The organism is Mediterraneibacter hominis (genome assembly GCF_014287475.1).
Classification (GTDB): Bacteria; Bacillota; Clostridia; order Lachnospirales; family Lachnospiraceae; genus Mediterraneibacter; species Mediterraneibacter hominis.
In genome coordinates, this window is record NZ_JACOPF010000004.1 from 182,931 (window position 1) to 197,890 (window position 14,960).

General features: G+C 42.2%; 12 protein-coding genes. 5 read left to right on the top strand and 7 right to left on the bottom strand.

Annotation, left to right across the window (positions count from 1 at the left end; genetic code table 11):
- Genes larE through H8S37_RS15395 form a run of 4 tightly spaced genes read right to left on the bottom strand, consistent with a single transcriptional unit; the run spans nucleotide 1 to nucleotide 4,181 of the window.
- Nucleotides 1-834, bottom strand: a complete 834-nt coding sequence (gene larE, locus H8S37_RS15380; RefSeq protein WP_186876953.1) for an ATP-dependent sacrificial sulfur transferase LarE — start codon at nucleotides 832-834, stop codon at nucleotides 1-3.
- Nucleotides 818-2,089: a nickel pincer cofactor biosynthesis protein LarC gene (gene larC / locus H8S37_RS15385; RefSeq protein ID WP_186876954.1), complete on the bottom strand. Its 1,272-nt coding sequence runs from the start codon at nucleotides 2,087-2,089 to the stop codon at nucleotides 818-820. Before larC ends, larE begins: the two co-directional genes overlap by 17 nt.
- The gene (gene larB, locus H8S37_RS15390; protein ID WP_186876955.1) at nucleotides 2,086-2,832 is read right to left on the bottom strand and encodes a nickel pincer cofactor biosynthesis protein LarB; all 747 of its coding nucleotides are present in this window, start codon (nucleotides 2,830-2,832) and stop codon (nucleotides 2,086-2,088) included. Before larB ends, larC begins: the two co-directional genes overlap by 4 nt.
- A gap of 53 nt (nucleotides 2,833-2,885) precedes the next feature.
- A complete protein-coding gene (locus H8S37_RS15395; protein ID WP_186876956.1) occupies nucleotides 2,886-4,181 on the bottom strand; it encodes a sensor histidine kinase in 1,296 nt (431 codons plus the stop codon).
- 188 nt (nucleotides 4,182-4,369) lie between these two features.
- Between H8S37_RS15395 and H8S37_RS15400 the strand changes: the two genes are divergently transcribed.
- The 4 genes from H8S37_RS15400 to H8S37_RS15415 all read left to right on the top strand — a co-directional run bounded on the left by H8S37_RS15400 (nucleotide 4,370) and on the right by H8S37_RS15415 (nucleotide 9,160).
- Nucleotides 4,370-5,128: an ABC transporter ATP-binding protein gene (locus H8S37_RS15400; protein WP_186876957.1), complete on the top strand. Its 759-nt coding sequence runs from the start codon at nucleotides 4,370-4,372 to the stop codon at nucleotides 5,126-5,128.
- Nucleotides 5,109-7,211 carry an FtsX-like permease family protein gene (locus H8S37_RS15405; RefSeq protein ID WP_243207219.1) on the top strand — a complete coding sequence of 701 codons (2,103 nt, stop codon included), beginning with the start codon at nucleotides 5,109-5,111 and terminating at the stop codon, nucleotides 7,209-7,211. The genes H8S37_RS15400 and H8S37_RS15405 overlap by 20 nt, the downstream gene beginning before the upstream one ends.
- Nucleotides 7,212-7,428: 217 nt before the next feature.
- Nucleotides 7,429-7,875 (top strand): MarR family winged helix-turn-helix transcriptional regulator, encoded by a 447-nt coding sequence (locus H8S37_RS15410; protein ID WP_186876958.1) that lies wholly within the window; start codon nucleotides 7,429-7,431, stop codon nucleotides 7,873-7,875.
- Nucleotides 7,862-9,160, top strand: coding sequence for an MATE family efflux transporter (locus H8S37_RS15415; protein ID WP_186876959.1), 1,299 nt, complete (start codon nucleotides 7,862-7,864; stop codon nucleotides 9,158-9,160). The genes H8S37_RS15410 and H8S37_RS15415 overlap by 14 nt, the downstream gene beginning before the upstream one ends.
- A gap of 580 nt (nucleotides 9,161-9,740) precedes the next feature.
- Here the strand turns inward: H8S37_RS15415 and pflA are convergent.
- From pflA to H8S37_RS15430, 3 genes are all read right to left on the bottom strand, one after another.
- A complete protein-coding gene (pflA, locus tag H8S37_RS15420; RefSeq protein WP_186876960.1) occupies nucleotides 9,741-10,493 on the bottom strand; it encodes a pyruvate formate-lyase-activating protein in 753 nt (250 codons plus the stop codon).
- A gap of 2 nt (nucleotides 10,494-10,495) precedes the next feature.
- A complete protein-coding gene (gene pflB / locus H8S37_RS15425) occupies nucleotides 10,496-12,748 on the bottom strand; it encodes a formate C-acetyltransferase (RefSeq protein WP_186876961.1) in 2,253 nt (750 codons plus the stop codon).
- Between the two features lie 223 nt (nucleotides 12,749-12,971).
- Nucleotides 12,972-14,153, bottom strand: a complete 1,182-nt coding sequence (locus H8S37_RS15430; protein WP_186876962.1) for a DUF6070 family protein — start codon at nucleotides 14,151-14,153, stop codon at nucleotides 12,972-12,974.
- Between the two features lie 231 nt (nucleotides 14,154-14,384).
- On the opposite strand from H8S37_RS15430, the gene H8S37_RS15435 reads away from it, so the two are divergent.
- Entirely contained in the window at nucleotides 14,385-14,867 is a 483-nt protein-coding gene (locus H8S37_RS15435; protein ID WP_186876963.1) for a GNAT family N-acetyltransferase, read from the top strand.
- Nucleotides 14,868-14,960: the final 93 nt, after the last annotated feature.

Sequence of the window (14,960 nt, forward strand, 5' to 3'; positions counted from 1 at the left end):
TTACTCTTCCTTTCTATCTCTGAACTCTATATCCATGCTTCCTGAACGAAATCCTTCCATATCTACTGTAATATAAGCAAATCCCAGCTTTTTTAGATATGTCACAATTTCTGTTCTTTTTTCCCACAGCTCTGACAGACCTGTCTGCTCTGTCTCGATTCTGACAAGACTGCCATGAACGCGCAGTCTTACCGTTTCAAGTCCCAGTGATTCCAAAAAATGTTCTCCTAGTTCTGCCTGCTCAATTTTTTCATATGTCAACCTTGTTCCGTACGGAAAGCGTGTGGCAAGGCAGGGCCTTGCCGGACGTGCTGCCACAGAGATTTCATACTCTTTTGCCAACTGTCTTACTTCTTTCTTCGTCATCCCGCATTCTGCCAAAGGGCTTATAATTCCAAGCTCTCTTATCGCCCGTATTCCTGGTCTGTATACATGCAGGTCATCTTCATTCGTCCCTTCCAAAATCCGTCTGGCTCCTGCCTCGGACGCTGTCTCTATGATTTTTTGAAACAAATACTTCTTACACAGATAGCACCTTTCCTTTGGATTGTTCGAAATTCCTGCCTCTTTAAGCTCATCTGTATAAATAATTTTGTGTACAGCCTTCATTTCCTTTGCTACCTGCACCGCCGTCTCCAAGTCCTCCGCCGGATGCAGTCTGGAATGTGCTGTGACAGCATAGACGGTCTGTCCTGTATCAGATGCAGCCTTACAGGCAAGCTTCAACAAAAGGCTGCTGTCCACGCCGCCGGAAAATGCAATGACCACACTCTCCTGCGCGTACGCATACATTCGCTCATGCAAAATCTTGCATTTTTCACGATAACTTTTCATTATATTCCCTCTCAATCAGCTGATACACTTCCTGATAAGATTTCCCGTGCTCCCTGCTTAAAGCAACCACACTCTCGTATTCCGGGTAAGCGCGGATATATTCTCCTGTATAACACATTTTTATCTTCGCCTTTCCAAGAGAAGTACGGATTGTCTGGATTTCCCTTTTGAGTACGGTACGCTCCATTTTCTGGCGCCGGATACCGATCGTTGTCGTCTCTGCGAAAATAATCTCTTCCATGCATGAAACGGCATCTTCCGTACAGATAACATTCAACTGATATGCCGGTCTGTTTTTCTTCATAAACACCGGAATATAATGTACATCCCTTGCCCCGGCTTCAAACAACCGTTCCATTACATAGCCGAGCGCTTCGCCTGTACAGTCGTCAATGTTTGTCTCCAATTTATAAATTATGTCCTTTTCCTCTTTCCCGTCCTCTTCCTCGATCAGCATAGCGCGCAATAGGCTTGGATGTGTATACTCTCTTTTTCCTGCTCCAATCCCTGTCTTTTTTACAATAAACCTGTCCGGCAGCTTTTCTGCTGTCCTTATAGCCGCCGCTATCGCTGCTCCGGTAGGGGTTACTAATTCCGCAGCCTGTTCCGTAATATGAAGAGGCAGGCTATATGCCTTTACTATCTCCGTCACTGCCGGCACCGGTACTGCCATTCTTCCATGCTGGCAGTGAATAAATCCGGTTCCCTCATAGAGTACAGGAATGATCGTATCCTCGACCCCCAGGTTATCCAGGCAGACTGCCGCCGCCACAACGTCCACAATCGAATCGACTGCTCCCACTTCGTGGAAATGTACATGTTCTTTATCTGTCCCGTGCGCCTTCGCTTCCGCTTCGGCAAGGACATCAAAAATACGCTCTGCCCTTCTCCTTGCCCCTTCTGTCATATCCGCCTGTTCTATAATTTCGAGTACTTCCTTCAAACCTCTATGCGCATGAGTATGCCCTTCCTGTTCATTTCCCGCATGTTTATGAGTATGAACTTTCTGTTCTCCATGTAGAAATCCCATATCATGGTCGTGGTTTTGATATTGTTCCTCCAAAAGCACCGCAAAGTCACAGGCGTCTATTCCTGCTTTCTTCACTCTGCGAATACAGACAGAGAACCCATCTACAGCAAGGCTGGACAGCGCTTTCTTCAAAACCTCTTCATCTGCGCCCAGATCCAAAAGCGCTGCTACTGTCATATCCCCGCTGATTCCTGCATAACATTCCAAATACAATTTTTGCTTCATCTTTTCACCCCCAGCCTGTTAATTTGCGTCGCGATATAGCCTGCTCCATATCCATTGTCAATGTTGACTACTGCAATTCCGTTTGCACAAGAATTAATCATCGTAAGAAGCGCCGAAAGTCCGTTTAAATTCGCGCCATATCCCACTGAAGTCGGCACTGCAATTACCGGCTTGTCCACCAGTCCTCCCAGGACACTTGCAAGCGCTCCCTCCATGCCTGCGACAGCAACTACACAGTTGGCGCTCTGTATAATATCCAACCTGGACATAAGACGGTGGATTCCACTGACACCCACATCATAAATCCGTTCTACATTGCTCCCAAAGTATTCTGCTGTCTGCGCCGCTTCCTCTGCAACCGGAATATCCGCCGTTCCCGCCGTACAGACTGCTATTTTTCCAACCCGTTTTTTCCCTTTTTTTTCTAATTTTAGGATGCGGGAAATCGCATCATACTCAATTTGAGGCAGCACTGTCCTTATCAGTTCATATTGTTCTTTCGAAGCGCGGGTTCCAAAAACCTCCCCCTCCTCCTCATATAATTTCTGATAAATATGCAGCAGGTGTTCATCTGCCTTTCCGCTGCAAAACACCACCTCCGCAAATCCGGATCGCAGCTTTCTGTGTACATCCAGCTTTGCATATCCCATCTCTTCAAAAGGCTCTCTGCGCAGATACTGTTCCGCTTCTTTTACTGACATTTCTCCTGTTTTAACCTGTTTTAAAATTTCCCGTACTTCCATATGCCGTCCTTTCTTTTTTACTATACCACCTGAAGTGGACTCTAAGTCAACCTCTACGGACTCCATTTTCCACTCGCGGCAATAAAAATCGTCACACAAAAGCTTTCCTCATTGTACTGGATACTCATCGTCCCTTTATACCGTTCTACTGCGGCGCGTACGTTTTCCAGCCCATACCCGTGAGACTCCTTCTGTTCCTTCGTTGTAAGAAATTTCCCCTTTCTTTCCTTTGTTTCCCCGATTTTTGTATTTGTTATTTCATAACTGAAATATCCATTCTCTGTACACCTTGCTTTTACAGAAATTTTCCGTTTTTCCTTGTTTTCTATCTTTTGACATGCCTCAACCGCGTTATCTAAAGTATTTGCCAAAATGGTACAGACATCCAAGCTGTCCACAAATAAAAGTGAATCTATATCAACCTGGTATTGACAATCAATACCTAATCTTGCTGCTTCTTCATACTTCGTATTCAAAACCGCATTCACAACACTGTCTTTACAGAAATTCCGTCCTTTCGTCTCAAACTGCCTGGACAGCTTCGCAAAGTATTCTTTTGCTTCTTCTGTTTTTCCTTCCTCTAAAAGTCCGGATACGACAAGAAAATGATTGTTCATATCATGTTTGAATTTACGTAGTTTCAGCTGGTTTTCTTCTAGTTGCCCGTAATAATCTCTCTGCAGCTTCAGATTTTTTCCTTCCATATCCGCACGGATACTCTTCGCCATATAAAATACAAGCCAGATACTGCCGATATTCGTAAGAATGCATGCCGTCATCCCAATCCACACTTTATATGTCTGCGCCGGTGTATAATACACGAAACTTATAACCGCACAAAGGGACGCCAGGCACACCATATCTAGCAGGTACCATGCTTTATTGTACAGCGTCCTTACAATCCCTTCTGCCCTGTTTTTCAAAATTTTCTGGAATCCATACCAAAATCCCAGTGGCAGCAGATTCATTAAGTTGGAAAGAATGATATTCAGTGTTTCATTCCCTGCTGTAACAGGTACAATCACCATATGTCCTATTATATCTACGACCAGAAAATTCACTGCAATGATAATGGGAAAGAACATCAAAATAATAGAAATTCTGACGAGCATCTTCTCTCGAAATCCAAGAACCAGCATAAGAAAAAACAAAGGCAGATTGAGCGTAATGTTCACTGGATCCTGCGGAAAAATCACGATTGTACAAACCATTGAGCCAAATATATAAGCGCTCAGCCTTAAGATTCTGTTCTCCTTCTGTTCTAAAAAACCGCCGATTACGCGGTAGAAAAAGTACCCTTCTATAAAATAAGAAATTGTACCGAATGTATTCCAAACTGTCTCTATCATACGAATCCTCTTGCACTTCTCTTTCTCGCTAACACATGCAAATTCATGCTCCTATTAAGCCTATCATATATAACGTTTATTTTGCAATACTTTACAAAATCTCTTCCAAACTTGACATTTCCCTGCATTTTTTTCTTCCCCTGTATTTTTTATAATAAATCTGACAAAACAAACAAGGAGGATTACTTATGCTTCAAGTCAATCATTTAAACAAAAGCTACCGGACAGGTAACAATATATATCCTGTATTAAAAGATGTTTCCTTTCATGTACAAAGAAAAGAGTTTGTCGCTGTCATGGGACCGTCCGGCAGCGGAAAAACAACACTTTTAAATTGTATTTCCTGCTTTATCCCACATGATGCCGGAGAGATTCTGCTGCATGGGAAGGATTTGTCCGGACTGCGTGAGGAAGCACTTGCTTCTATCCGCAATAAAAAACTAGGATTTGTTTTTCAAGATTTTATGCTGCTCGACGGACTCACTGTATTTGAAAATATCTGTCTTCCGCAGATCATTGCGAAGCTACCTGTCCCGCAGATGGAAGCAAAGGCACGACATCTCTGCAATTCTTTCGGTATAGAAAAAATCATGCAGAAATATCCCGCCGAAATATCTGGTGGAGAAAAGCAACGTACCGCTGTGGCAAGGGCGCTTATGAATCAGCCTTATATCATTCTTGCTGATGAGCCTACCGGAAATCTAGACAGCAAGTCCTGCCGCGCAGTAATCGATGCTTTCTTACAGGCAAAAGAAGAGATGGACGCAACTATCTTTATGGTAACCCATGACAGTTATGCCGCATCTTTCTGTGATCGGGTCATTGTCTTAAAGGACGGACAGGTATACAAAGAACTGCGCCGGACTTCTTCCCGTCAGGAATTTATGGACGAATTATTAAATGTATTGAAACTACTCGGAGGTGACAATGAAGATGACCTTGCATAAATTATTTTCCAAACTTCGCAGGCAGAACAAAGGACAATATCTCATGCTTGGTTTTTGTATTTTTCTGTCCGTACTTCTTCTTACTGCTTTTGCTTTGATGTATTTTAGCCCAACTGTCCAGGATTTCCTCCCAGAAGGCGGAGATACAAGAAAACTTGCTGTACTTCTAATTGGTGTTACAGCGGTAGGCTGTACTATTTTCACCTTATATGCATCCAGTTTATTTTTCCGCTTTAAAAGCCGGGAATATGGAATATTCCTCGCCCTTGGCACTTCTAAAAAACAGTTGAATCCTATTTTGTTTAGAGAGCTAGGGTACATTACTATTTTTTCGGCTATTACGGGGCTTGTACTCGCAATACCTGCTTCTTATTTTATCTGGAAGCTCTTTGAATTTTTCATTGTATCCACAGAGGAAATGCACTACCAGTTTGGTTTCCAGGGATTTTTATTCGGTATCTGCTTTTCTTTGATTCTGGCGCTGCTTCTATTTTTCTATGGAGCCCGCTTTGTCAAAAAAAGTAATATCATGGACATTTTGCGAACGCAGCACAAAACAGAGCTGGTGAAATTAATTCCATCCTGGACAGGGAAGCTTGGTATTTTTCTTACCGCTGCCGGGCTTTTTACTGCCATGGTAATCCCCTTCTTTTCTGCTCGTGTATGGAATCAGAAAATGCCTGCTTTTTTCAATGCCTTTTATCTCCTTGCGCTTGCCGGTATCTATCTTTTGATGCTTAGCATTGTCGCGCAGGGCAAAGCAGGCCGCCGGAAAGAAAAATACTACAAGAATCTGGTTTTTATCAGTATGATGCGGTTTAAAGCCAAATCAACAACCCGGAATATGTGTGTCATCACCTTGCTCTTATTCACCAGCCTGTTTGCTGCTTTTTACGGTATGTTGTACAGTGATACAAGCTCCTTAAAAAATTTAAACAACCAGCGGGCCTTTACCTTACATTTTCCAGCCAGAGAAAAGCAGGTTTCCTCCGACGATATACGTATGCTCGCCGACAAATACCAAATGGATTTGCAAAATTTTTCCAAAGCAGAGGTATCCAATCTGGTTATCTCATGGAAACACCGGGATATGTCGGATGATGGAAAATATTTTATGAAGGATACACCCGAAGGCAAACTTGCTTTATTCTTCCCTGTGTCTTTGTATCAAGAGATAACAGGACAGACTATAGATGTCTCGAAAGGAAGTTACAAAGTGATTATTTCTGGGAACAGCTCGTCTTTCTGGGAACCAGAGGACGGACTTTACGCAGCCTTCAATCCCAGTACAGAAACCTCGTATTCTCTTCAATACGCAGGTACTTTGGAATTTGATTCTCTGGCAAATATTTCTTCTCCATATACGTATGTCATTTCGGATGAAGATTATTCTATAATGACCGCTTCGCTCGACCGCGCATATAAAGAAACACTCTATACTTTTGATGTGGCCGATTATGAAGCCTCCTATCCCTTTGCAGAGGCTTTGGCGAAAGAATATATCTCTCATGCGACAGAGCTGTCAGATTATATGGGGCTTTACGATTTCTGGGAAGACAAGACGGCTTCTGAAAACAATGAAGAATACGGTTATGCAGGAAAGGGCAACATACCAGAACCAGATCGCCTTATGATGGCAGATTGGAAATATGCTCCGTCTTTCAACATACTGACTCAGCAAGATTTCTTACAGGGAATCTCGGTCTATGTCATGCTCTGCCTGTATATTTTTATCATTGCTCTGTCCGCTGTAACAATCATCGCATATGTAAGAAGTATTTCCGCCGCAGAAGATAATAAAGAGTTGTTCCAAAATCTGGAAAAGCTTGGTGGTTCCATAAACTACCGTAAAAGTATTTTGAGAAAACAGCTCGCCCGGCTCTTCCAATATCCGATTGCCGCCGGCTGCCTGCTTGCTATTTTTTATGCCCTTCTTATGTCTATTACCAACGATGGACAGATCGCTGCAAGTGAAATATATAATCTTCTGCGCCTGACTGCACTTTCACTTTTTTTAGCCGCTTTTCTCTATCTTATCTACAGAAAAGCTTTGAAAAAGGCATGCAAAATCGTTCACATTTGAACAGCATATACGAGAATGTGCTTTGCACATTCTCGCGCCAAAGCGCGGCTGTATCAACGAACATTTTTAGTTTTGCATCGCATTTAGTCCTTTTTCATACTTTCACCATATATTTCCCTCTATAATAAATCCACAAAAATCTTACATTTACTTGTTGACATGCTTCTTTTTTACATGCTATTATTAGTCCGTAAACGGACTATATGGAGGTATCTTTATGTATCATGTAAATAATCATGCACAACTCTATACAGAACTTTGGCGTGAAACAAATGCGCTTTATGAAAATTGGGCAAGAAAACACAGTCTGTCTTACTATGAACTCTTAGTTATATTAAGCCTGTCCGAAAAAGATGTGGTACATACACAAAAAAATATCTGCCGGCGCTGGCAGCTTCCAAAACAGACTGTAAATTCTATTTTAAAAAATTTTATTGAAAGAAGCTGGGTTGTTCTTATTTCTTCCGAAGAAGACAAGCGCAATAAAATCATTGTCCCTACAAAAAAAGGCAAGTCTGTCATAACCAAAACTTCCGCGCAACTGGCGCTGGATGAAAAGGCAGTCTGGAAATCTTTGGGGAAAGCACATGCAGATGCGCTGATTACAGGAATCACTTTATATAACCGCTTTTTTCAGGAGGTAGTAGACCGTGAAGATACGTAAAAACTTTTTCCGCTGCGTTATTCCTTCTATGCTTGCCTTTGCCCTATCTGGAGTCTATGCAATCGCAGATGGATTTTTCGTTGGCAACGCATTAGGGGACAATGCACTCGCCGCTCTAAACATGGCATTTCCTCTGACTGCATTTCTACAAGCAGTAGGAACTGGTATTGGAATGGGCGGCGCTATTTTGTATTCTATCTGCATGGGAAGCAGCAATACGGAAGAAAGCAGGCAATACTTTGGGATGTCCTCTCTTGCACTGGTTATTTTGGGCCTTTTATTGACCATATTATTTTTAATCGTTGCTCCTGCTGTACTCTGCATCTTCGGCGCCGCTGGCAAAATTCAAGTGCTCGGAGAAGAGTATCTTAAATACATCGCATTTGGAGCCCTATTTCAGGTTTTAGGTACTGGATTGGTTCCTTTTATCCGGAATATGGGCAGCTCCATCCTTGCAATGGCTGCTATGAGCATTGGCTTTATAACTAATATTTTCCTGGATTATCTCTTTGTATGGGTGCTTCCATGGGGTATGGTGGGAGCGGCTGTTGCAACCGATATTGGACAGGCAATGACCTTTTTCGTCTGCCTTGTCTTCTTTTTTGCAAAGAAAAAAAGGCCCTCTTTACATTTCAGAAAAAATGCCCTTTACATTTTCCTTCGTATCTGTAAAGTCGGACTTTCCCCCTTTGGACTTGCCTACTCCCCAAATATTACCCTGATTCTGGTTAATAAGAGTGCTGCTATATTCGGTGGAGCTGTCGCTGTAACTTGTTATGCACCGATCAGTTATATCTCCGCTGTCGCTATGCTTCTTCTGCAAGGCGTCAGCGATGGAAGCCAGCCTCTGCTAAGCCTTTCCTACGGCCGGAAAGAACTTTCCCAAGTCAAAATATTGAGGGGGCTCGCGTACCGTTTCGCATTTATTGTTTCTGTCATTTGTGTTATTTTCCTCTTCTTTATGCGCGGGCATGTAGCCTCTTTATTTGGCGCATCCACACAGATTACAGAAAAAGTCGCTTCCATTCTTCCTATTTTTATCACAGGGTATATATTTGTCAGTATATCCAAAGTTACAACAGCCTATTTCTATGCGACCGGCCAAAATTTGCCAGCATATATCTTGATTTACGGCGAACCTCTCTTTCTTCTTGCGCTGCTGCTATGTCTACCCCCTTTGTTCAGCATTACAGGAACATGGGCGGCAGTCCCGCTGTCGCAGATACTTGCCATGCTGATTAGCGTTACTTTCCTTATGCGGGAAAAATATGTAGGAAAATTATAAATTTAACGAAGCAACAAGCAGTGCAAAAAGAACAGGCAAACTCTGTGTCATGCTTGCATGTAAACAGAAGTTTGTCTGCTTCTTTTCATTCGGCGACTGCCGATAGCAAAGTGGAGCGTATGCCAAATTGAGCTGGCACTGCGGAAATTGACAAAAGGGACGTGTGAAAGAGAGGCTTTGCATCGTTCGTCAGGGCTTCGCCGAAATTCCTCACTCACGCAAGGCATCTCTTTCACACTCACACTTTCGCAGCTTACGTTTATAGTTCCAGACGGAAAAAATCGGCTTCACGTTGCTATTGCATTTCCAATCAGAAGTAGTATAGATGCTTCTAATTGGAGGGCTATAACAACATGAAGCCGTTCTCTTTTTTATGAATTTCAGTTAGGGCGCCACTTCCCTATAGATGAAGGAAAAACTTCTGACTGGAAATTTGTAGCAACGTGAAACCGGTTCTGTTCTGTCTGAAATTATAAACTTAAGCTGGCAAAAGTGTAAGCGCAAGAGGGCGTGTGTTGCAAAAGTGAGGAATTTCGGCGAAGCCCTGACGAACGTTGCAATACACACTCTCTTGCGCGGTTCATTTTCGTCGATTAAATTTATATTTTTCAGTTTTTAGTATCCTGTTTGCATTTTCAATTCGTTCTTTTGTCGGAGGTTCAATCCCTTTCAAAGGGTATTCCATCCCAAGCTCTTTCCACTTGAAAGCTCCCAATGTATGGTACGGAAGTACTTCTACTCTCTTTACATTGTCTAGTCTTTCGATAAATGCAGACAGTTTTTCCAGATATACGTCATCATCACTGCGCTCCGGTACAAGTACATGGCGTATCCATACTGGTTTCTCAATCTCAGAAAGATATTCTGCCATATCCAGGATATTTTTGTTTGTACAGCCTGTAAGCACTCTATGCTGCACATCGTCAATATGCTTTAGATCCAACAATACCAGATCGGTTACATCCATCAGCTTTTTAAACCTTCCAAAAAACGGTTCTTCTCTTGTAAATGGATTTCCACTTGTATCCAGGGTAGTGTGCACCCCTTCTGCCTTTGCCCTCTGAAATAACTCTGTCAGGAAGTCAATCTGCAGGAGAGGTTCTCCCCCGCTGACTGTAATTCCGCCTTCTTTTCCCCAGTATGTGCGGTATTTCAAGGCAGTTTTTAAAATTGTGTCCACTGTATAGAGCTCCCCATTTTTCATGTTCCATGTATCTGCATTATGACAGAACTGGCACCGCATGGCACAACCTGCGAAGAAGACGACAAAACGTACTCCAGGTCCATCTACCGATCCAAAACTTTCCAGCGAATGTACATATCCCTGTTCCATAATTACATTCTATCGTGGCATGTTCTGGAAATAACATCCAACTGCTGTTCACGTGTCAAATCAATAAACTTCACAGCATATCCTGATACACGGATTGTAAAGTTTGCATATTCTTCTTTCTCTGGGTGTTCCATTGCATCAATCAGTTTCTCTGTACCAAATACATTGACATTTAAGTGATGCGCTCCCTGATCAAAGTATCCATCCAGCACATGGAACAGATTATTCTTGCGTTCATCATCATCGTGTCCCAGCGCTCCAGGGCTTATTGTCTGTGTATTAGAGATTCCATCAAGTGCCTGCTCATACGGCAGCTTTGCAACAGAGTTTAAGGAAGCCAAAAGTCCGTTTTTCTCTGCTCCGTAAGATGGATTTGCCCCTGGTGCAAGAGGTTCTCCTGCTTTTCTTCCATCTGGAAGTGATCCTGTGGCTTTTCCATAAACGACATTGGAGGTAATGGTCAAAATGGATGTTGTAGGTTCAGAATTTCTGTATGTGTGGCATTTTTTCAATTTACTCATAAATGTTCTCAAAAGCCATACTGCGATCTCGTCTGCGCGGTCGTCGTCATTTCCGTATCTTGGGAAATCGCCTTCGGTCTCATAATCCACTGCAATTCCATCCTCATCGCGGATTACTTTTACTTTCGCATACTTGATTGCACTTAAGGAATCAACTACATGCGAGAATCCCGCAATACCTGTTGCAAATGTACGCCTTACGTCTGTATCGATCAACGCCATCTCCGCAGCTTCATAGTAATATTTATCATGCATATAATGAATCATGTTTAAAGTATCTACATACAGCTTTGACAACCATTCCATCATTGCATCATAACGCTCCATTACTTCATCGTAATCCAGATATTCAGAAGTAATTGGTCTGTATGCCGGCCCTACCTGTTCTCTTGTCTTTACATCTATCCCGCCGTTAATCGCATAAAGCAGGCATTTTGCAAGATTTGCACGCGCTCCGAAAAACTGAATCTCTTTTCCGGTCTGTGTCGCAGATACACAGCAGCATATAGAATAGTCATCTCCCCAAACCGGACGCATAACATCATCGTTTTCATACTGGATAGAACTTGTTTTTACAGAAATATACGCCGCATATTTCTTAAAGTTCTCCGGCAGATGGGAAGAATACAGAACTGTCAGGTTCGGCTCGGGAGACGGCCCCATATTTTCCAGTGTATGCAGGAAACGATAGTCATTCTTTGTTACCATATGGCGTCCATCCATTCCGATTCCTGCCATCTCCAGTGTTGCCCATACCGGATCTCCAGAGAACAGCTCATTGTAAGACGGAATTCGTGCAAATTTTACCATTCTGAATTTCATTACAATATGGTCGATCAATTCTTGTGCTTGTGTTTCTGTTAATATTCCTTTTTCCATATCTCTCTGGATATAAATATCAAGGAACGTAGAAATACGCCCAACGCTCATTGCAGCGCCGTTCTGGGTCTTGATTGCAGCAAGGTATCCAAAATACAGCCATTGTACTGCTTCCTTTGCGTTTTTGGCAGGCTGTGAAATATCAAATCCATATACCGCAGCCATCTCTTTCATGCCTTTCAGAGCACGAATCTGATCAGAAATTTCTTCACGAAGCCTGAAATCCGTCCCCTTCATTCCATGTCTTTCTGACTCTACAAAATCTGCTTCTTTCTGCTGAATCAGATAATCAATTCCATACAGAGCCACACGACGGTAGTCGCCTACAATACGGCCTCTTCCATAAGTGTCTGGCAGTCCTGTAATAATTTTATTATGACGCGCTTTTTTCATTTCTGGTGTATAAATATCAAATACACCCTGGTTATGCGTCTTATGATATTTTGTAAAAATGTCATGCAGTTCTTTGCTCGGTGTATATCCGTATGTGGTGCATGCCTGCTCTGCCATTTTGATGCCTCCGTACGGCATAAAAGCCCTTTTCAAAGGTTTGTCTGTCTGAAGTCCTACAACCTGTTCCAGGTCTTTCATCTCTTCATTGATATAACCAGGTCCGTATGCTGTAAGACCGGAAACAACTTCTGTCTCCATATCCAGAACGCCGCCCTTTGCTCTTTCTTCCTTTTGCAGTTTCTGCAATTCTCCCCAGAGCTTATCTGTCGCTTCTGTAGGATCTTCCAGGAATGATTCATCCCCTTCATACTGTGTATAATTATTCTGGATAAAATCTCGTACATTGACTTCTTCTTTCCAGAGTTTTCCACGAAATCCAGTCCACTGTTCAAACTGTGCCATTCTGCTAAAACCTCCTTATATAATCTTTCATTTCTTTCGTTTACGTCGCCTAGTATAACATTATGTTAAAAAAAAGACAACATGTATTTTGATAATCCTTCTCAAAAATGCCCTTGTATCTAATTTTATACAAGGGCATTTATATTTCTTCCTAATTTATATCTCGTCGGGCAAAACCTGCCAGCCTAAATAGACTAAATTACAGGATACGCTTTATTGCATCTCATTTTTGGTAATACTGTTCCCATTCTTCATCTGACAGCCTTGGAACATAATCTGGAATCTGATTTTCACCGGACGGCTCAATCTGGTTAGACAAATATAGAAAGGTGCCGTCCGCCCGGGGACATATCTGCACTTTATGCGTAAATGCCCTGTCTGTATTTTTCTTTTTCCACACTGCATCTACTGTCAGTGTCACTGTACCATCATCGTTTTCTTTACATTCCACTACTTCTGGATATGGAGTATCTGGATTGCCTCCAATGTCGTACTGCCCCCTCTGACGGTATCTATAACATCCATTTTCTATATCGTACCCTTCTTCCATACGAAGAATTTCTGTATCTACAGGAAGAAACGTCTGGATAACAGATTCAAATTCTCCTTCTGGAATGGCATATTCTTTAGTCCCCACTTTTGCGTCAAATATTTTTTCTTCTCCGTTTTTCATTTTATAAAATGGTTCAAACAAATCATATAGACAAAGCTGCCCCCGGTTTTCACTGCTCCAATCTGTAATAAACAGATTATTTCCTGCGTATCCTACTGGAAGCAAGCACTTTTTCGTCCACTGTCTTAAATTTTCATCCAATGGCTTTATCCGTATTGCAGTATGGCCGCTTGGCCCGTCAAAACCGGCGGGACGTTCCAATTCCAGGAACAAATACCCTTTCTCTGTATATTTCCACTCCTTTGCCGTATAAGAATCCACTTGTTCTGCACAGGGATTTCCTTCTTCATTCCAAGTCAGATTACTTCTGTCTACTTCCATTTTCCCTTCTTCACAGCTTAGGTCATAGCGCACAAACCCTCCATTATCTGCCACAATAAGAAGTGGGATCTCTGCCTTTTCTCCTTTTGATGCCTTCTCACAAAATTGCTCTGCACTTTTTTCATTTGTCATATTTATCTGATTTTCAGAATCTACGGCACAGTATCCTTCTGCTCCCAAAACAGAAAGAATGTTTTTCTGTGTTTCTTCTGTTCCCAATGTCTCCATTTGTTCTGCTTCTTCATATACATCTCTGTATTTTTCTGCCAGGCGTTCTGATTCTTTCAGTACATTACTGTCTTTCTCCACTTCTGCACCTTCCATATCGCCTTTCTTTGCAGGCGCACACCCTGTAAAAAAACATAACAGTATAATTGACAGAAACACGATACTTCGTCTTTTGAGCTTCATATTTTATCCTCCTGACTTTGTTTTTATAAACCTTACACTCATAGGTTTTAAATGTCAACTTCCTTTTTTCTTGCTATTTCTCTCTCAGATGTTTTACAATAATATAGTGTTGCTGCTTCTTCACCGACGCTGGCAGCTCTTCTATTTTTAGCTCTTAATTTTAGAAATCCGCCTGCATATTTTGTCGTATGCTATGTATTTTTTGTAGAATTGTGAGGTGTTATGTCGATTATGAAAATCAGAAAATCTACTATGAAGGATTTAGCTTCCATCCAGAAGCTCTATCAAAAAGCCAGACTGTTCATGGCAGAAAACGGGAATCCCTCTCAATGGGGTACTTCCTATCCGGAGCCGGAACTGATCCGGGCAGATATTCAGTCCCGCAGCAGTTTTGTATGCGAATCAGACGGAAAAATAGTCGCTGTCTTTTCTTACAAGATGGGGCCTGATGTTACTTATCAGCATATCTATGAAGGCGAATGGCTGAATTCTTCTCCTTATGGAGTCGTACACCGTATCACCTCCGATGGTACACGTAAGGGCGCCGCTTCCTTTTGTCTGGACTGGGCGTTTAAGCAGTGTGGAAATCTAAAAATAGATACACATAGAGATAACCTTATCATGCAGCACCTTCTGAAAAAAAACGACTTTGTCTACTGTGGAATTATCTATACAGACAATGGCTCCCAACGGCTTGCTTATCAAAAAGCCTAAATTTCTCGTAAAAGAAAAAAGAGAAGCGCGCCGCGATCTGATCTGCTCCCTTCCGGGGAGACAATCTGGCACGTTTCTCTTTTCTTTCACAAT

Bases quoted from the DNA above. Each gene is read 5' to 3' on its own strand.
- larE (WP_186876953.1), bottom strand. From the start codon at position 834: ATGAAAAGTTATCGTGAAAAATGCAAGATTTTGCATGAGCGAATGTAT.
- larC (WP_186876954.1), bottom strand. From the start codon at position 2,089: ATGAAGCAAAAATTGTATTTGGAATGTTATGCAGGAATCAGCGGGGAT.
- larB (WP_186876955.1), bottom strand. From the start codon at position 2,832: ATGGAAGTACGGGAAATTTTAAAACAGGTTAAAACAGGAGAAATGTCA.
- H8S37_RS15395 (WP_186876956.1), bottom strand. From the start codon at position 4,181: ATGATAGAGACAGTTTGGAATACATTCGGTACAATTTCTTATTTTATA.
- H8S37_RS15400 (WP_186876957.1), top strand. From the start codon at position 4,370: ATGCTTCAAGTCAATCATTTAAACAAAAGCTACCGGACAGGTAACAAT.
- H8S37_RS15405 (WP_243207219.1), top strand. From the start codon at position 5,109: ATGAAGATGACCTTGCATAAATTATTTTCCAAACTTCGCAGGCAGAAC.
- H8S37_RS15410 (WP_186876958.1), top strand. From the start codon at position 7,429: ATGTATCATGTAAATAATCATGCACAACTCTATACAGAACTTTGGCGT.
- pflA (WP_186876960.1), bottom strand. From the start codon at position 10,493: ATGGAACAGGGATATGTACATTCGCTGGAAAGTTTTGGATCGGTAGAT.
- pflB (WP_186876961.1), bottom strand. From the start codon at position 12,748: ATGGCACAGTTTGAACAGTGGACTGGATTTCGTGGAAAACTCTGGAAA.
- H8S37_RS15430 (WP_186876962.1), bottom strand. From the start codon at position 14,153: ATGAAGCTCAAAAGACGAAGTATCGTGTTTCTGTCAATTATACTGTTA.
- H8S37_RS15435 (WP_186876963.1), top strand. From the start codon at position 14,385: ATGAAAATCAGAAAATCTACTATGAAGGATTTAGCTTCCATCCAGAAG.